Genomic DNA, 18,265 nt, shown 5'->3' with positions numbered 1-18,265 from the left:
GGACGCAGCCGTTACCGGGAGCCACTATGCCTTCACTGCGGGATAACTTGCTGATTTTTTCTGACCTGGACGGCTCGTTGCTGGATATTCATACCTATGAGTGGCAACCCGCCATGCCCTGGCTGGACAAACTGCTGGATAATCAGATTCCGGTCATTCTCTGCAGCAGCAAGACCGCGGCAGAGATGCTGGATATCCAGCAGGATCTTGGGCTTGAAGGCTTGCCTTTTATTGCCGAGAACGGCGCGGTGATTCAGCCTGACGTGCGCTGGGATAAGGTTCAGCGCCAGACCAGAGGGATGACGCACCGGGATATTCGTCCTCGGATCGAGCAGATTCGTCTGCAGACGGGCTTTAAATTCACCACCTTTGACGATGTGGATGAGCACGTTATCAGCGAGTGGACCGGGCTGACGCGCTACCGTTCGTCGCTTGCCCGCAAGCATGAAGCGTCCGTCACGCTCATCTGGCGCGATACCGACGAGAAAATGGTTCAGTTTGAAGAGGAACTGGCGAATATCGGCCTGAAATGCCTGCAGGGTGCGCGGTTCTGGCATATTCTGGACGCCCGCTGCGGCAAAGACGTAGCGGTGAACTGGCTGATTGAACAGTATGGCGAGCAGGACGAGATCGAGCCCACCACGCTGGGGCTCGGCGACGGTCCTAACGATGCGCCGCTGCTCGACAGCGTTGACTTCGCGGTGGTCATCAAGGGGATTAACCGCCAGGGCATCACGCTACGGGATGATAACCCTGCCCGCGTTTATCACACCCAGCAGCCCGGCCCGGCAGGCTGGCGGGAGGGGCTGGATCACTTCCTGTCCTGATCTCGCCACATGACCCGGTTACGCCCGCTCTGCTTGGCCTCATAGAGCCGGACGTCCGCCACGGACTGCAGCTGCTCAAAATCGTAGTTACCCGCTTCATCCGCGCTGCTGACCCCCAGCGACGCGCTGATGCGCAGGGTCGTGCTCTTCTTCACCAGGATCTCCTTACTGTTGATTCGGCAACGAATGCGATCCGCGACGCCTCTCGCCTCCTCCAGACCAATCCCCGGCAGGACGACGCAAAACTCTTCCCCGCCCACACGCCCTGCCACATCATTCTTGCGTAACGCGCTGGCAATCAGTCCTGCCGTGTGGGAGAGCACCTTATCACCGGCCTGATGGCCGAAGCGGTCGTTGATGTTTTTAAAATGGTCGAGATCGATCTGAATCACCGAGAACGGCAGCGACTGCTGGCGACAGGTTTCTGCCAGCATTTTTGCGCGGTCGAACAGCGCGCCGCGATTATTCAGTCGCGTAAGCGGATCGTGCCAGGCCTGCCACTGGAGGGAGTGCTGAAGCGTATACATGTTACTCACCATCCGGCGGATCACCAGCCACGAGATCAACAGCATGGCGGTAAAGAGCGCCCACAGCAGCGCCAGTACGATACTGATGCTACCGAAGTCGTCCTGTACCCCTTCATGCAGAGTGTGGATCCGCAGGACGACGCCATCGAAGTGATCGAGCCGCTCCCAGGTAATAAACCGGCTCCCGAGGCGGATACCGCCGCCGGTATCATGCTCAATCGCCTGGGCAATCTGCGCCGCTTCGCGTTCGTCAAAATGGTTAACCGGGCTTCCCGCGTGGGCTGAGGTGGCGATCATATTTAGCCGGGTATCGTACAGCTGATACTCTCCCTCCGTTCGATCTTCCGTCGCATCGGCCAGCAGACGCTGCATCGTGCTCAATGTAAAGTCCATCGCCACGACGCCGTACCAGTAACGATCGAAATAGATGGGGACGCTGGCGGTGATCGTTCGTTCATCCCCGGTCCAGGATGAAGGCGTGGAGATAAACCAGCGCACGGCGCGGGCGCGGTTGTTACGTTCTGACTGTTGGGTAAACCAGGACTGCGTGACCAGATTATAATAGCGGGCGGTAATATCACCCGCCCGATCCGGCGTATCCGTGGAAAGGAAAAATCCGGCGCGGGAGACGTAGATCACTCGCGCTTCCGTTTGAGCTCTCGACGACGCCAGTCTGAGCAAATAGCCCACTTCGAGCGCGGCAGAAATTTCATGGCTTATGCGTTCAGCGTCCCGATTGAGAAGCGTGGTTTTTTCGACAAAGGCGTCCGAGACCCCGTTAATGGGAAGGGTACGTTTTTTATCAACGGCAAGCTGCCAGGTGGGGAGCATGCGGACGGTATTAAAGCGTGACACCGCATCCTGTAAGACTTCAAAGGCCAGCGGCGTCTCGATTGCGTCATGCATGCCCTGGCGAAATAACAGCAGCCTGTCGATGCTGTTCTGTAACTGCCTGTCCAGAGAGCTGGCCACCGTATCCAGATGATTGCGCTGGCTGGAGATGTATGCCTCTTCCAGCACCACCACCTCACGCCAGGTAAGTAGAGTGGAAAATACCAGAACGATCAGAAAACAGAGATTAACAATCCGCCCCGGATTGCTACGCTTATGCAGCCATTGCAAAAAAGATTGTCTTACAACAAAGGTATCGCGCTGCACACACACTCCATGATCGCTACCTAACACCCAGTACTAGAGATAAAAACGCCCGGCAAAGCCGGGCGTTATGTGATTAAGCCTTGTCCCGCTTGTGCTGCCCGTCACCCGGCTGAAGCTCATCTTCACGGAATGCTTCCCGCTTGATGCTATAGCCATCGTGCCACCGGCATTCCACCATTCCGCTGGAATACCCGGTGACGATCATACGTGGGCCACCCTTTTTAGGCTTAACTTCATCACTGACCAAAAAGACCATACCTGCCTCCTGTATCAGGGTGAAACTGTTTCAATTTAGACGAGGAATGGTCTTTTTGCATCCTGCCGCGGGTAACAATTAGTGCGACGTGCCGCGAATTTTCTCAACCAGCTTCACCGCCGCGACGACGATAGCGCCAATGATAAAGCCCAGCACAAGATTCAGCAGCGTAGGCAGAATTGCCGCGATAACGGCCCCCTGCGTGGAGGAGAAATGTTCGATGGCATGGTGCAGCGGCGCAATACCGTGAACCACAATTCCGCCGCCCACGAGGAACATCGCCAGCGTGCCCACCACCGACAAACTCTTCATCAGCCAGGGCGCCAGCACCAGCAGGCTTTTGCCGATGCCTCTTGCTACCGCGCTCGACTTTTCTTCCAGCCAGTAGCCAATATCGTCCAGCTTGACGATCAGCCCCACCAGACCGTACACGCCCACGGTGACCAGAATCGCAATGCCGGAGAGGATCAGCACCTGGTTCAGAAGCGGCGCGTCAGAGACAATCCCCAGCGTAATCGCGACGATTTCCGCAGACAGGATAAAGTCGGTCCGAATGGCGCCTTTGACCTTATCACGCTCGAAGGTTTTCGGATCCTGCGCGGCCAGCGCTTCAAGACGCTGCTGGCGTACCTCCGGCGTATCGCTCTGCTTGCGCGCGCTAAAGGAGTGGAGCACCTTCTCCACGCCCTCGAAGCAGAGAAATGCCCCGCCAATCATCAGTAACGGCGTGATGGCCCAGGGAATAAACGCGCTGATCAGCAGCGCCAGCGGCACCAGGATCACCTTATTCAGGAAAGAGCCTTTCGCCACGCCCCACACCACCGGCAGTTCACGGTTTGCCCTCACCCCACTCACCTGCTGAGCGTTAAGCGATAAATCATCGCCCAGCACGCCTGCGGTTTTCTTCGCCGCCAGTTTCCCCATTACTGAAATGTCGTCCAGTAAGGTGGCAATATCATCCAGCAATGTTAATAAGCTACTTCCTGCCAAAATCTTAATCCTTCATTTTTTGGTATTTAAGTGAATAGTATGGAGCAAAAGCGCCAACCCGGAAACAGGCACCTTACGTCAACAAAAAATTCACATCTGCCAAACAATTAAAGGGCTCGCCAGCGCGATAGTTTTCGCGTTTACTATCAGCGAACTTTTTATTTCGTCGTGAGGGATTATGCGTTTCCGGCAATTGCTACCGCTCATCGGGGCACTCTTTTCGCTGTACATCATCTGGGGGTCAACCTACTTTGTCATTCGCATCGGCGTGGAGAGCTGGCCGCCGCTGATGATGGCGGGCATTCGCTTCCTCTCGGCGGGCATCCTGCTGCTTGCCTTCCTGCTGCTGCGCGGGCATAAGCTTCCCCCGCTGCGTCCGATGCTGAATGCCGCCCTGATCGGCCTGCTGCTGCTGGCTGTGGGGAACGGATTTGTGACGATTGCCGAGCACCAGAACGTACCGTCCGGGATCGCCGCCGTGGTCGTTGCCACCGTACCGCTGTTTACCCTGTGCTTCAGCCGCTTCTTTGGTATCCGCACCCGCAAGCTGGAGTGGCTGGGTATTGGGATTGGCCTTGCTGGCATCATTCTGCTGAATAGCGGCGGTAACCTGAGCGGGAATCCGTGGGGTGCAGTCATCATCCTGATTGGCTCGATGAGCTGGGCGTTTGGTTCCGTGTACGGTTCGCGTATCGAACTGCCTACCGGCATGATGGCGGGCGCAATCGAGATGCTTGCCGCCGGGATTGTACTGCTGCTCGCCTCCATGCTTACGGGAGAAAAGCTGACAACCCTGCCGCCGCTGTCGGGCTTGCTGGCGGTAGGCTACCTGGCGCTGTTCGGCTCTATCATCGCCATTAACGCCTATATGTTCCTGATCCGCAATGTCTCTCCGGCTGTCGCCACCAGCTACGCCTACGTTAACCCGGTCGTGGCAGTGCTGCTCGGGACAGGACTGGGGGGAGAAACGCTCTCTCCAGTGGAATGGATTGCATTAGGGATCATTGTGTTTGCCGTCGTGCTGGTCACGCTGGGCAAATATTTGCTGCCGGCAAAACCGGTAGTCACGCCTTGCGAGGCGGAGAAACCGTAAGCAGGTGAATGCCCTGCGTGTCGATCTGCGCGGTCTGGCCGCCGCCGCAGATCCACTCTTCAAGCCGTTCGGTCAGATCGGTATCATTCAGCTTTAATCTGCCTCTCAGCGCACACTCCCAGACAATCAGCACCCGCCAGCCCTGCTCAATAAGCGTCGAGAGGTCCCGCTTGTCGCGCTCGACGTTTTTAGCAATCTTATCCAGCCAGAAATCGGTGCGCGTCGCGGGGACTTTAAACAGGTAGCAGTCGTGATGGTGCCAGAAACAGCCGTGGGTAAAGATGATGCACTGCCAGGCGTCGATGACGAAATCCGGGCGTCCCGCCAGGGTGGGATCCTGCACGCGGAAGTCAAACCCCGCCTGCGTCAGCAGCGCGGCCAGGCGCTTTTCAATCGCAGTGTCACGCGTGCCGATGGCACGCATGTTTTTGCTGCGCGTCGCCTTATCGTGAACGTCCGTCATTGACGGCCTCACTCTGGCGGAGCGCCACCGCCTGCCTGATGCGCGAGGCCAGCAGCTTTGCGACCGCCGCAAACGCGGGAACGACCACCGAATTACCAAACTGGCGGTACGCCTGGGTATCCGAAACCGGAATCCGGAAACCGTAGCCCTGCGGCGTTTCAAAGCCCATCAGCCGGGCGCATTCCCGCGGCGTTAAGCGTCGCGGACGGTGACGCTGGTTGTGCGGATCGTCGAAATCTTTTTCACCCAGCGCTTTGTCCCAGCCTCTGTCGATCAGGATTTCCGCGCCGTCTTTGTAGTAGCGAGCAGACAGCGTGCGGGTGACGCTGTGCGGATCGTTAGGGTTTACCATCCCAAAGCCGAAGCCGTTGCCTTTCGCCTGGTGCTTCTTGGCATAGCGGTAAAGGTATTTCCACAGCACCGGGGTCAGGATAAATTTCGCGTCGACGACCGGTTCAAGAAGATCGGCCACGGTGGGACGGCGCTCGGGATACAGAGAAGGAATATCCCGCAGGGTGAAATCCCCTTTCAGATTGAGATCGCGGCGGAAGCCCACCAGCACGATACGTTCGCGATGCTGGGGCAGGAAATGTTTCCCATCAATGATTTTAGGATCGTCCGCGCCCATGTCCTCTGAATCGGCCACGTCATAACCCAGCTCATCCAGGGTTTGCATGATAATGCGGAAGGTTTTCCCGCCGTCGTGGCTTTTTAAGTTTTTGACGTTTTCCAGTACAAAAATGGCCGGACGACGGGCGTCAATAATGCGCGCCACATCAAAAAAAAGCGTTCCCTGCGTATCGCAGGCGAAACCGTGGGCGCGTCCAAGGGCATTCTTTTTGGAGACGCCCGCCAGCGAGAAGGGCTGACAAGGGAAGCCTGCCAGCAGCACGTCATGCGCCGGGATCGTCTGACGAATGTGCTCGGCGGCCTGTTCATCGCTCACGCCGCTTTTATGGCTCAGGGTCACATCGCGGATATCCGCGTTGAAATGATGCTCGTTCGGATCGCAGTACCAGTTAGCCTTGTAGGTGCGTACGGCATGTTTGTTCCACTCGCTGGTAAACACGCACTGTCCGCCGATGGCTTCAAAACCGTGCCGGATGCCGCCGATACCGGCAAAAAGATCGATAAAGCGGAAGGCATAGTTCGGGTGCGCGGCAGAAGGACGCGGAAGCAGGTTTTGCAGATAACGATACTCGCCTTCACTCAGGCGACGCCCTGCTCGCTCGCTGGTCAGCAGGCGTTTAAGGATCGCCGGGCTCCAGTGGCTCTCGCCGTGCGCCACCAGCAGGCTGGCCAGCGTTTTAGCATCATAGATATCCAACAGCTGGCGCAGTAAGGCCTGCACCGTTGCCGTTGATTTCTCAGCCTGCGCGGGCGCGGGCTCTGTCACTGATCGATTTTCCTGCATTCTTTTAACCGGAGAATAAAGACTGGAAACAGATTACCACAGTTCAGTTGCGCAAACTGCGACGGAAGTGGCTCAGCACCTGGCTATCCAGCCCGAGGCAGTCGCCGTGTAATTCGGCGCTGAGTTTCGCCATAAACTGGATCAGGAAATCGGCATTGTGACGTGCCAGTTCGCGGCCCATGTCCGTTTGCATTGTATCAGGCAAACGCAGCAGCTTGGTCTGAAAATGGTCGAGGGCAAACGCACGGTCGTCGAGGGGACGCGCATCGGCGAAGGGATCGTTAGCATCAAAAAGCGACACGCCCAGCGCGCCCGAGACGGCAAAAACGCGCGCCAGGCCGATAGCGCCTAACGCTTCCAGCCGGTCTGCATCCTGCACAATTTTGGCCTCCATGATCTGCGGCGCAATCCCGGCGCTGAAGCTGTGCGCCTCAATCGCGTGCCCGACGGCGGCAATATGCTCTGGCGGAAAGTCCGGGAAGTCGTGGCGCAGAATGTCGCTCGTCTTAAGCGCCGCGAGCCGTGACGACCGGCTGCGTTCAGGATGGTTTTTCGGCAGGCTGACAATATCGTGAAAATAGCATGCGGTCAGAATCACCAGCGGCTCGACCATGTGGTGAACCATGATTTTTTGCGCCGTCATCCAGACCCGACGAAAATGCGAAATATCATGTGCGGTATCGTCGGTGCTGTGATTCTCCTCGAGCCAGTGCTCAAATCGTTGCTGCCACCGGGCAAGTTCCATCGTCATGTCCTGTCGTCTAAAAGAGAAAGAATTATAACACAGGCAAATTAAACTAATTAAAAAATAGAAATTCGAAATACTTAATAATAATTACACCCTATAAATTCAAGCAACTAATTCACAGGAAAAATAAAGAGACTAATTGAAATATTTAGCAATATTTAAAAGGTTTTAATTACATTTGTTTTTAGAACTAAATAACACATCCTGGAATAGGATCCACCCTGTAATTGCGGAGAGCGATTACATATATTCATATAAATTATCTTTCAAGGGAATATATAATGAAAAGAAAAGTTTTGGCAATTATTGCACCTGCATTATTAATTGCAGGCATAGCAAATGCGGCTGAAGTTTACAACAGCAATGGCAATAAACTCGACCTGTACGGTAAAGTAGATGGTCTGCATTATTTCTCTGACGACACGGGATCAGATGGCGACGTAAGCTACGTTCGTCTGGGCTTCAAAGGCGAAACGCAGATCAACGACCTGCTGAGCGGCTATGGCCAGTGGGAATATAATATTCAGGCTAACAAAACAGAGAACTCAGGCAATCAGTCATGGACACGCCTTGGCTTCGCTGGTCTGAAATTTGGTGAATACGGTTCATTCGACTACGGTCGTAACTACGGCGTGGTTTACGATGTTGAAGGCTGGACCGATATGCTGCCTGAGTTCGGCGGAGATTCCTATACCTATACCGATAACTTTATGACCGGCCGTACAAACGGTGTTGCAACCTACCGTAATAATGATTTCTTTGGTCTGGCTCAGGGCCTGGATTTCGCTATTCAGTATCAAGGCAATAACGAAAGCGCCTCTAACGATCAGGAAGGTACTAACAATGGCCGTGATATCCGCAAAGAAAACGGAGACGGTTGGGGTATTTCAACCTCCTACGATTTCGGTATGGGATTCAACGCCGCCGCTGCATATGCTTCATCTGACCGTACCAACGACCAGGTTACCAAAACAACAGCCGGTGGTGACAAGGCTGACGTCTGGACTGTTGGCTTGAAATACGATGCCAACGATATCTATCTGGCAACCATGTATGCAGAAACCCGCAATATGACGCCTTACGGTGACTTCGGCGTTGCTAATAAAACTCAGAACTTTGAAGTGACAGCGCAGTATCAGTTTGATTTCGGCCTGCGCCCTGCGGTCTCTTTCCTGATGTCTAAAGGTAAGGATCTGAATTCCTTCTACGGAAGTGATAAAGATCTGGTGAAATATGCTGACGTGGGTGCGACCTATTATTTCAACAAAAATATGTCCACCTATGTTGACTACAAAATCAACCTGCTGGATGAAGATGACAATTTCTACAACGCGAATGGCATCAGCACCGATGACATCTTAGCAGTCGGTCTTGTTTATCAGTTCTAATCCCCAAAATACCAAAGGCCGCAATTGCGGCCTTTTTTATTTCTTCATTTTTATTATGGCGCTTCCTGCAGCGCCACCCGAATAAACCCGTTATTCTGCGCCAGCAGTTCATGGGCCTTCCACGCATCCAGCCCTGTGAGCACCATCAATACCGCCGTTTTACAGTGATGGTTACAGCTCTCCAGCGCGGCTTTTGCTTCAGCCCGGGAGCATCCCCCCGCTTCCATCACGATGGCGATTTGGCGTTCGGCCCATTTGGTGTTGCTTGCCTCAAGATCCACGCGCAGGTTGCTATAAACCCGTCCGGTCCGAACGGCCAGCCCTGTAGCGATCATTGAGAGGATCATTTTCTGCGCGATCCCCGCTTTGGTGTTGATATAGCCTGCGACGACATCGGCACCCAGCTCCGGAGCGATAACCATGCTCGCCAGATGCGCGGCTTCACTTTGCGCATCGCCGGTAATGATGGCCACAGGCGAACCCAGCGACCACGCATGGCGCATTGCCCCCCAGACCCACGGCGTTTTTCCGCTGACGGTCACGGCCAGCATCATATCGTGTTCACCAAACTTAATGGCCTGCAGATCGGCAACGCCGCGCTCGTAGCTCCCTTCCCCTTCTTGTGCCGTAACGGCAATCACCGGGGTTTTGCCCGGCGCATACTCATCGGTAACCTGTTGCGCAACGCGCCCAGACGGCCCCTCGCCAACGATGACCAGGCGACCGCCGTGGCTGAGCGCCGCGGCGGCGTTGTCTACCACGCGTGCAATAGTATCTAAACAGGGGGTAATAGCAGCAGAAATGAGTGCATCATCCTGGTGAATGACTTTCAGCATGTCCAGCGTGGACAATCTATCAATATTCATCGTGCTGGCGTGCCGTCTTTCCCTGACCGAACCGGTAAGCATAACGCTCATAAACAGCCTCCTTATTATGAGTACCCACACACTATAAAGTGTTTTATATAGATGACCTGCGAGGAGGGTCACGAAAAGAGGACCAAATCCACGCCTTTACATGGCTTTAAGAAAAGCGCGTCATCGGCGATAATTACCCCCTTTCTTAATCATCGCGGAGTGTTGATGAGCGATTTGCAGCCTTTCCTTCCGACGCGCAAGCGCCCCATGAAACTCAATACGCTGGTCACGCTGATGGTGTGCGCGATTATTGCCTCTGTGCTGCTGGTGGTCTTTGCGCTCTACTCCGTACAAATCACCCGGGCGACCCGTGATGATGTTAAAGATACTGCGCTCGGCATTGCCCGCACCCTCGCCGACAGCCCCGAGATACAGCGCGGCCTGATGCAGGCACCGCAGGAGAATATTATTCAGCCTATCGCCCAGGCGGTGACGAAGCGAAACGATCTGCTGTTCACCGTGGTCACCGATATGCGCGGGATCCGCTATTCACACCCGAACGAGGCGCTGCTGGGGCTGCATTTTATCGGCGATGATTTAACCCCTGCGCTGGAAGGCAAAGAGAACGTATCGGTTAACCGGGGCGCGCTCGCCGAAGCGCTGCGCGTTTTTACGCCCGTCTACGACGGCCAGCACGAGCAGATCGGCGTGGTGGTAGTCGGTATCTCCCTGAATAAGGTTGAAGAGCAGATTGCCCGCGGGCGGCTAAACGCCGTCTGGACCATTTTATTCAGTATTTTTATGAGCTCCATGGCAATTTGGGGTCTGGTGCGGGTACTGAAACGCATCCTGTTCGGGCTCGAACCTTACGAAATTTCCGCCCTGTTCGAACAGCGTCAGGCAATGCTGCAGTCGCTTCGCGAAGGGGTTCTGGCCGTCGATATTCACGGGCGCGTGACGATGATCAACCAGACCGCCAGAGAAATATTGCTTCTTCCCTCCGGCAAGCAGACCGAAAACGCCAGCGCGCCCCTGCTGGCCAGCCTGCGTGACGTCTCGAAGACGGGCGTTGCGCGCCAGGATCAGGAGATCAGCTGCAACGGTAGGCTATTGCTGTGCAACATGGTCCCCGTGAAAAGTCAGGATCGGGTGATCGGCGCCATCACCACCTTTCGTGATAAAACGGAAATCAGCCAGCTGATGCAGCGTCTGGACGGCATGGTTAACTACGTCGATGCCCTGCGCGCCCACACCCACGAGTTTATGAATAAACTGCATGTGATACTCGGCCTGCTGAATATTAAGCGCTACGACAAGCTGGAAGAGTACATTCTCCAGACGGCACATCATTACCAGACGGATATCGGTACGATACAGAGCAAGGTAAAATCCCCGGTGGTTGCCGGGTTCCTGCTGGGTAAAATCAACCGGGCGAAAGAAGCGGGCGTCACCCTGACGCTGGCGGATGAAAGCCAGATACCGGATACCGCAAGTGAAGAGCAGGTCGCGGTGCTGATCACCGCGCTGGGCAACCTCATTGAAAATGCGCTCGACGCGATGGAAGGACAGCAGGAGGGCGAGATCGGCCTGCTGCTGCATTATCAGAACGGCTGGCTCAGCTGTGAAGTCAGCGACGATGGCCCCGGCATTGATCCCACTCAGCTGGAGTCTATTTTTACAAAGGGCTTCTCAACAAAAGGTGAAAACCGCGGCGTTGGGCTGTTCCTTGCTCGCCAGCAGATTCAGAACCTTGGCGGCGATATCTCCGTCGAGTCTGAGCCCGGCGTATTTACCCAATTTTTTGTTCACATCCCCTGGGATAGCGAGAGGAAAATCGCGTGATAAATGTGTTAATTGTCGATGATGACGCCATGGTGGCCGACCTCAACCGTCTGTACGTCAACCGCGTTGAAGGCTTTACCTGCTGTGGCGTCGCCTCCACGCTAAACCAGGCCGAGGCCATCATTAATGACCCCAGCCATCCTGTCGATCTGGTGCTGCTGGATGTCTATATGCAGCAGGATAACGGGCTGGATCTGCTGCCCGTCATTCGCGCATCCGGCCGCCCAATCGACGTGATCATGATCACCTCGGCCGCCGACGCCGCCACGATCCAGACCTCCATTCACTACGGCGTGGTGGATTATTTGATCAAGCCGTTCCAGTTCCCGCGCTTTGAAGAGGCGCTGAACGGCTGGAAGGCAAAGCACAGCCTGATGGGGTCGCATCAGTATTACGAGCAGGCGGACGTCGACCGTCTGATCCACGGCGGGGCACCGGAACTGGCGGACAGCAAAAAGCTGCCGAAAGGGTTAACGCCGCAAACGCTTCGCACGATTTGCCAGTGGATTGACGCACACCCGGAGACGGAGTTTTCTACCGACGATCTGGCAAACGCGGTCAATATTTCCCGCGTGTCCTGCCGCAAATATCTGATCTGGCTGGCGCAAATCAATATTCTGTTCACCAGCATTCACTACGGCGCCACCGGGCGTCCGGTGTATCGCTACCGCCTCCAGCCGGAGCAAACGGGCCTGCTCAAGCAATACTGTCAGTAACGCGGTAGGTATCATCCAGCAGGGTAAAGCGGAAGTGGTGTGCTGAAGAGAACACCACTTCTTTTGTTTTGGTCACAAAGATCGCTTCTATGTCGGGACGCGCGCGCAGCGCAGCGCGGCCCTTCTCCACGCCCATGCCGTACATCAGCGTGGTCCAGATATCGCCGTCGATGGAATCTTTTGAAATGATGGTCACGCTGTCCAGTTCGTTATCGAGCGGGTAACCGGTGCGCGGATCGAGAATGTGGTGATAGCGTTTGCCGTCTTGTTCAAAGTAGCGCTCGTAAGTTCCCGACGTGACGACGGACAGGTTCTCTACGACCATCGTGCCGATCAGCGCATCCCCGGCGAACGGTTTTTTCAGCCCAACGCTCCAGCCCCCTTCCGGGGAGCCTAAGGTCTGAATGTTTCCGCCGAGGTTAATCAGCCCCAGCTCCGCGCCCTCTTTATGCAGGTAATCCCGCACCCGGTCGGCGATGTAGCCTTTGGCAATCGCCCCCAGATCGATCTCCATCCCCGCTCTGGTCAGAAACACGCTGCTGCTGGCCTCATCAAGGAGGACATCCTCGGGGCGGGTAATCGCCAGCAGCGAGGCGATTTCATCGGCAGGCGGAACGCTGTCCCCCTGAAAGCCAATTTTCCAGCGCTTCACCAGCGGACCGATCGCCAGGTTAAAGGCGCTGTCTTTGAGCAGGCTTGCCGCTTTTGCACAGCGGATCAGATCAAACACCGGCCGACTGACGGTGACCGGATGCTGGCCCGCCGCATGGTTGATGTCCATCACCTGCGAGCGCGCGCGGTTGACGGTGAGCAGGTCTTCATACTGTTTGATCAGGCGAAACACGCGGGACGCGAGGGCTTCGTCATGGGAGAAGAGCTTCAGGAGGATGGGTGACCCCATCAGGACGGCGGAGTAGCTGTAAACGCGATGGCTATCAGGCATAACAGGAGTCCTCAGCTGTAGCCCCCGGCTGGCACCGCGCCGCCGGGGAAAATGCCGGATAGCGCTGCGCGTATCCGGCCTGGGAAGCAGGTGCCTTACATCTTTTTCGAACGCAGAGCCGCCTGATGTCCTGCAAGGGTACCAAAAATAATGATATCTGCCACCGCGTTACCGCCGATACGGTTAGCACCGTGGATCCCGCCGACCACTTCACCGGCTGCAAACGCGCCTGGCAGCACGTTGTGGTTACTGTCCAGCACGCAGGTTTCGGTGTTGATGGTCACGCCGCCCATGGTGTGGTGCACGCCCGGTGCAATCTGAATGGCGTAGAATGGCCCTTCATTGATGGGCGCACGCAGCGCGGTGGTACGACCAAAGTCGTCATCGTGCTGTTTTTCAACGAAACCGTTGTAACGTTCCAGGGTCGCCAGGAAAGCGTGGTGATCCATACCGAGCGCTTCCGCCAGGGCTTTAGGTGAGCTAGCGCTGGTCACGAAGCCTTTGGCGATGTACTCATCAGCGGCTTTGTTTTTGGCGCGTACGTGCTCGTCAAAGACGATGTAAGCGTATTTCTCCGGCAGCGCGATGATTGACGCCGAGACTTTATCGCGGGTCGACATTTCGTTGTAGAAGCGCTCCCCTTTCTGATTGACCAGAATCGCCCCGCCCCCGCGGATGGATTCGGAAATCAGGTACGAGGTTTTCTGCTCAACGGTTGGGTGAATTTGAATCTCGCCCATATCGACAGTGCCAGCCCCGATGCGCTCCAGCAGCGCGATACCGCCACCGGTCGCCCCTTTATGGTTGGTGGTGACGAAACCTTCCAGATCCGGACGGTATTTCACGACCATCTGGCTGTTGGCGCTGAAGCCGCCTGTGGCGACAATCACGCTTTTCGCTGCCACGGTGATGGTTTCATTCTCTTCGGTGGTCAGGCGCACGCCGGTGACTTCACCGTTTTCGAAGATAATGTCGCTGACGGAGGTATCCAGCATTACCTCGATGTTGCGTTTGTTGACGTTACGCACCAGGCCGCTAATCAGGTAACCGCCCACCGCAGAACCGTCTTTTGGACGGTGAGTACGGTCGATGCTCATCCCGCCGGTGGTGGTGATGTCGTTCAGCATGATGCCGCGCGTTGCCAGCCACTCAATTGCCTGCGGCGCGTTCTCGACGAAGCGGCGCAGCAGTTCAGGGTTGTTCTTGTTGCCGCCGCCTTTCAGGCTTTCCTGGTAGAACAGCTCTTTGCTGTCCTGAATGCCCTTCACGCGCTGGAAGCGGGTTTCTGCGGCGTTCATCCCGGCAGAAGCTTTAATGGTGTTCCCGCCGATGGTTGGCATTTTCTCAACAATCAGCACGCTCGCGCCTTCGTCGTGAGCCTGAATCGCCGCCGCCAGCCCGGCGCCGCCGCTGCCGACAACCACCACGTCCACGCTGCGGGTTTCGTTCGGGTCAACACCCTCTTCCGCGGCCAGCGCTTTGCTGGATTTCAGCATCGCTTTAGAGACCGCTTTCTTCACCGCTTCACTCTGGCTGGTTGCGCCGGTGATGGCATCCACGTGCGGAGTATTAGCATCCAGAATGCGGGTACGGATCTCTTCAAAGCTGGTGACGAACTCAACGTCTTCGCTCGGGCCGGAGGCCAGCTCGATGTCCGCAATGCGATCGGTTTCCAGGCTGACGTTAATCACCAGTTCGTTAGCGTCATCCTGCACTTTCTCAGCAAAGGTACCCGGTTTGAATTTTGATTCGCCCATGCTCATGTCGCGGATCATCGCTTCCACCAGCGAGAAGCGCCACAGCGGTTCAGGAATGTTCAGCGCCTCGCGCTGGGTGCTGTCCATAAACAGCTCAAGGCTTTCGCCGGACGCGATGCGGTCTGTCCAGTCCGGATAAGCGATGGTGGCGCGGCCAACGGCAATCAGGTCGTAGCCGTGGTCGAGTGCTTCATTGGCATCGGCGGCATTCACTACGCCGCCCACGCCCATCACCGGTACCTGAGCCAGCGTTTCAGAACGCATCGCGCAGTATTTTTCGATAAGCGGCGTCGGGTCCTGGGTGTCGACAATGGAAGGACGCAGGGTCGCGCCGACGGAGAAGTGCAGGTAATCCACGCCGCGCGCCGCCAGTTTTTCCAGCAGGTACATGGTGTCTTCAAAGCGGATGCCCGGCACTTCAAGCTCTTCAGGGGAGAAGCGATAGCCAATAATAAAGGCGTCGTCCGCGTACTGGCGCACCATTTTGTGGGTGATGTCCAGAACCGCCAGCGGGAACTTCGCGCGGTTATCGCGGCTGCCGCCCCACTCGTCGTCACGCTGGTTAGAGTTTGGCGAATAGAATTGCTGAATCAGATAGGTGTTTGCCCCGTGGATTTCCACGCCGTCGAAGCCGGCCTGGATGGCGCGGCGCACCGCTTCACCAAACTTGCCGATCATGCCTTCGACTTCTTCGCCAGTCAGTGCCACTGGCGTTGCAGCGCCCTCACGCGGCGCGGCAACAGCGCTTGGGCCAACCGGCGTACGGCCACCGATCAGTTTCGGGTCAACCATGCGGCCGCCGTGGTAGATCTGCAGCAGGGCCTTAGAGCCTTTGGATTTAATCGCCTCCGCGATTTTCGCCAGCCCGGCAATTTTCTCGTCATTATCAATCCCGATCGCGCCCGGGAAGGCCAGACCGAGATCGTCAACGAAGCAGCACTCCACAATGATGGTGCCGATGCTGCCGGAACGGGCACGATAGTACTCCACCAGTTCGCTGGTAACGGTGCCGTCGTAATAGCCGGTACAGGTGGTCATAGGGGCCATTAACAAACGGTTTTTCAGTTCAGTGCCATTCGGTAATGTGAAGGGGCTAAGAATGCGTTCGTTAGTGCTCATAATAGAAACTCCAAACTTTTAAAAAATTAAGAATTCGTTATCGGAGTGATTTTTTAGTTCGTCGTTATTTGCCGATGTCATGATATTAATATAATGATTTTTTTAGTTTCTAAAGTTATTACGTTAGTTAATAAACTATTTAATCCCTGCAATAACACAAATAACACATTGGTGTTAGCGAATGTAATTTAGTCATTCACAATAATTTAAAATTCGTTAAATAAAAATTGGTAAAACCAATTTCCATCACACTTGCAAAACCTTTAAAAACAGCAACATAAAAAACAAAGAAAACATAGATGTTACGAAAATGATAAAACAAACTAATAAAACAGGTAATACCCACATACGCCTGAGTGGTTATTAATAAAAGCATAAAAATAACGCTGCAATTCTGTTTTTTTGATCGCGATCAATAGTTATGGCATCCAAAAGCGCAATATAAAAACATCATCAATTTTTAATTTAGCGCCTCCACAAAAGCGTTAAATTGCTATTACTGAAAATACAAAGCCGCACCTTTAATAACTAAAAAAAGCAAAGAAACTTAAGAAAGTGCTTTTGTTTTCAGTACGACCGAATCTTTGACAACTTAAGACGTGAAACTATGAATACAAAAACTGCTGTAACGCCCCCTGTGGCGAACCAGGCATCAAATGGAAACGCAAAACGTCTGCTGATGATGGCACTGCCCGTCATCGTCGCCGTACTGCTGCTGTTTGTTCCGGTACCGGAAGGCCTGCCTCCTTACGCGTGGCACTACTTCGCAATCTTTGTCGGCGTGATCGTCGGTTTGATCTTCGAACCCCTGCCAGGTGCGGTGATCGGTCTGACCGGCGTGGTCGCCATTGCCCTGTGCAGCCAGTGGGTGCTGTTTAGCCCTGAACAGCTGGCCGATCCGAAATTCAAGCTGGCTGGCGCCTCCTTTAAATGGGCGGTAAGCGGGTTTGGTAACTCTACCGTCTGGCTGATTTTCGGTGCCTTTATGTTCGCCGCAGGCTATGACAAAACCCGCTTCGGCCGCCGTCTGGCGCTGATTCTGGTGAAATACCTCGGCCGTCGCAGCCTGACGCTCGGTTACGCAATTACGTTTGCTGACCTGCTGCTGGCACCGTTCACCCCGTCCAACACCGCGCGCAGCGGCGGGACCATCTACCCGATCATCGCTAACCTGCCGCCGCTGTACGGTTCAAAACCTAATGACCCAAGCGCGCGTAAGATTGGTTCGTACCTGATGTGGGTGGCGATCACCGCGGCCTGTATCACAAGTTCAATGTTCCTCTCCGCCCTCGCGCCAAACCTGCTGGCCCTGGCGCTGGTGAAAAGTACGGTTGGGATTGATATCTCCTGGGGCACCTGGTTCCTCGCCTTCCTGCCGCTGGGTATTCTGCTGATTCTGACCATGCCGCTGCTGGCCTACTGGTTCTACCCGCCTGAAGTGAAGGTCAACAACGAAGTGCCGCTGTGGGCGACCCGCGAACTGGAAAAACTCGGCAAACTGTCCCGCAATGAAATTCTGCTGCTGGTGTTCGTGTGCTGCGCGCTGCTGATGTGGATCTTCGCCGCCGCGTGGATTGAACCGGCTATGGCTGCCCTGCTCATCGTCGGCCTGATGCTGTGGACCGGCGTGCTGGAGTGGAACGACATCACCGGTAACAAAGCGGCGTGGAACACCTTCGTCTGGTTCGCCACCCTGGTTGCGCTGGCGGACGGTCTCTCCTCTACCGGCTTTATCAGCTGGCTGGGTAAAGAAGGCGGTCTGCTGATGAGCGGTATCTCTCCGGGCGTGGCGACCATCGTCCTGCTGCTGGCGTTCTACCTGCTGCACTACCTGTTTGCCAGCACCACCGCGCACACTACGGCGCTGCTGCCAGCGATGCTGACCATCGCTTCCACCATCCCGGGCATGAATATGGAAGTGTTTGTTCTGCTGATGGTGACCTCGCTGGGTGTGATGGGGATCATCACCCCGTACGGTACTGGCCCAAGCCCGATCTACTACGGTAGCGGCTACCTGCCAACCAAAGACTACTGGCGCCTCGGCACCATCTTCGGTGCCATTTTCCTGGCGGCCCTCCTGCTGATTGGCTATCCGTGGATGTCCATGATGTTCTGATTCCTGACCGCCGGACTTCTCCTCCGGCGGTTTTATTTTTTGTGGAGCAAT

General features: G+C 55.4%; 15 protein-coding genes. 6 read left to right on the top strand and 9 right to left on the bottom strand.

Going from position 1 to position 18,265, the window contains the following annotated elements; all coding sequences use genetic code 11:
• Positions 1 to 26: 26 nt before the first annotated feature.
• A complete protein-coding gene (locus UR504_RS10795) occupies positions 27 to 827 on the top strand; it encodes a mannosyl-3-phosphoglycerate phosphatase-related protein (RefSeq protein ID WP_133294725.1) in 801 nt (266 codons plus the stop codon).
• Here the strand turns inward: UR504_RS10795 and dgcQ are convergent.
• From dgcQ to UR504_RS10780, 3 genes are all read right to left on the bottom strand, one after another.
• Entirely contained in the window at positions 812 to 2,512 is a 1,701-nt protein-coding gene (gene dgcQ, locus UR504_RS10790) for a cellulose biosynthesis regulator diguanylate cyclase DgcQ (protein ID WP_274240298.1), read from the bottom strand. The two genes, UR504_RS10795 and dgcQ, sit on opposite strands and share 16 nt — an antisense overlap.
• Before the next feature lie 73 nt (positions 2,513 to 2,585).
• Entirely contained in the window at positions 2,586 to 2,768 is a 183-nt protein-coding gene (locus tag UR504_RS10785) for a YodC family protein (RefSeq protein WP_008500307.1), read from the bottom strand.
• Positions 2,769 to 2,846: 78 nt separating this feature from the next.
• Positions 2,847 to 3,758 carry a DUF808 domain-containing protein gene (locus UR504_RS10780; RefSeq protein ID WP_008500306.1) on the bottom strand — a complete coding sequence of 304 codons (912 nt, stop codon included), beginning with the start codon at positions 3,756 to 3,758 and terminating at the stop codon, positions 2,847 to 2,849.
• Positions 3,759 to 3,936: 178 nt separating this feature from the next.
• Between UR504_RS10780 and yedA the strand changes: the two genes are divergently transcribed.
• The gene (gene yedA, locus UR504_RS10775; protein WP_302235203.1) at positions 3,937 to 4,851 is read left to right on the top strand and encodes a drug/metabolite exporter YedA; all 915 of its coding nucleotides are present in this window, start codon (positions 3,937 to 3,939) and stop codon (positions 4,849 to 4,851) included.
• On the opposite strand, the gene UR504_RS10770 is transcribed toward yedA, so the two are convergent.
• The 3 genes from UR504_RS10770 to UR504_RS10760 all read right to left on the bottom strand — a co-directional run bounded on the left by UR504_RS10770 (position 4,823) and on the right by UR504_RS10760 (position 7,473).
• Positions 4,823 to 5,314 (bottom strand): very short patch repair endonuclease, encoded by a 492-nt coding sequence (locus UR504_RS10770; protein WP_115875734.1) that lies wholly within the window; start codon positions 5,312 to 5,314, stop codon positions 4,823 to 4,825. The genes yedA and UR504_RS10770 overlap by 29 nt on opposite strands.
• Positions 5,295 to 6,710: a DNA cytosine methyltransferase gene (locus UR504_RS10765; protein WP_274240299.1), complete on the bottom strand. Its 1,416-nt coding sequence runs from the start codon at positions 6,708 to 6,710 to the stop codon at positions 5,295 to 5,297. The genes UR504_RS10770 and UR504_RS10765 overlap by 20 nt, the downstream gene beginning before the upstream one ends.
• Before the next feature lie 61 nt (positions 6,711 to 6,771).
• Positions 6,772 to 7,473, bottom strand: a complete 702-nt coding sequence (locus tag UR504_RS10760; RefSeq protein ID WP_274240300.1) for a phosphohydrolase — start codon at positions 7,471 to 7,473, stop codon at positions 6,772 to 6,774.
• 284 nt (positions 7,474 to 7,757) lie between these two features.
• Between UR504_RS10760 and ompC the strand changes: the two genes are divergently transcribed.
• Positions 7,758 to 8,864: a porin OmpC gene (gene ompC, locus UR504_RS10755; RefSeq protein ID WP_127731530.1), complete on the top strand. Its 1,107-nt coding sequence runs from the start codon at positions 7,758 to 7,760 to the stop codon at positions 8,862 to 8,864.
• A 53-nt stretch (positions 8,865 to 8,917) separates the two neighbouring features.
• On the opposite strand, the gene UR504_RS10750 is transcribed toward ompC, so the two are convergent.
• Positions 8,918 to 9,781 carry an N-acetylmuramic acid 6-phosphate etherase gene (locus tag UR504_RS10750; RefSeq protein ID WP_127731532.1) on the bottom strand — a complete coding sequence of 288 codons (864 nt, stop codon included), beginning with the start codon at positions 9,779 to 9,781 and terminating at the stop codon, positions 8,918 to 8,920.
• A 165-nt stretch (positions 9,782 to 9,946) separates the two neighbouring features.
• Here UR504_RS10750 and UR504_RS10745 point away from each other — a divergent pair, with 165 nt between their 5' ends.
• Together UR504_RS10745 and dcuR are read left to right on the top strand one after the other, a co-directional pair.
• Positions 9,947 to 11,563: a sensor histidine kinase gene (locus UR504_RS10745; protein ID WP_115875739.1), complete on the top strand. Its 1,617-nt coding sequence runs from the start codon at positions 9,947 to 9,949 to the stop codon at positions 11,561 to 11,563.
• The gene (gene dcuR, locus UR504_RS10740; RefSeq protein ID WP_045908149.1) at positions 11,560 to 12,279 is read left to right on the top strand and encodes a two-component system response regulator DcuR; all 720 of its coding nucleotides are present in this window, start codon (positions 11,560 to 11,562) and stop codon (positions 12,277 to 12,279) included. The genes UR504_RS10745 and dcuR overlap by 4 nt, the downstream gene beginning before the upstream one ends.
• On the opposite strand, the gene UR504_RS10735 is transcribed toward dcuR, so the two are convergent.
• Positions 12,260 to 13,222, bottom strand: coding sequence for an FAD:protein FMN transferase (locus UR504_RS10735; RefSeq protein WP_271369448.1), 963 nt, complete (start codon positions 13,220 to 13,222; stop codon positions 12,260 to 12,262). The genes dcuR and UR504_RS10735 overlap by 20 nt on opposite strands.
• A 95-nt stretch (positions 13,223 to 13,317) precedes the next feature.
• Positions 13,318 to 16,098: a flavocytochrome c gene (locus UR504_RS10730; RefSeq protein WP_115875742.1), complete on the bottom strand. Its 2,781-nt coding sequence runs from the start codon at positions 16,096 to 16,098 to the stop codon at positions 13,318 to 13,320.
• 607 nt (positions 16,099 to 16,705) lie between these two features.
• Between UR504_RS10730 and UR504_RS10725 the strand changes: the two genes are divergently transcribed.
• The gene (locus UR504_RS10725) at positions 16,706 to 18,214 is read left to right on the top strand and encodes an anion permease (RefSeq protein WP_023325580.1); all 1,509 of its coding nucleotides are present in this window, start codon (positions 16,706 to 16,708) and stop codon (positions 18,212 to 18,214) included.
• The last annotated feature ends 51 nt before the right edge of the window (positions 18,215 to 18,265 follow it).

Source organism: Enterobacter sp. 241F3 (assembly GCF_034106785.1).
GTDB classification, from domain to species: domain Bacteria; phylum Pseudomonadota; class Gammaproteobacteria; order Enterobacterales; family Enterobacteriaceae; genus Enterobacter; species Enterobacter vonholyi.
Note: the sequence above shows the minus strand (reverse complement) of the source record. Positions and strands in the feature narration are given on the sequence as shown.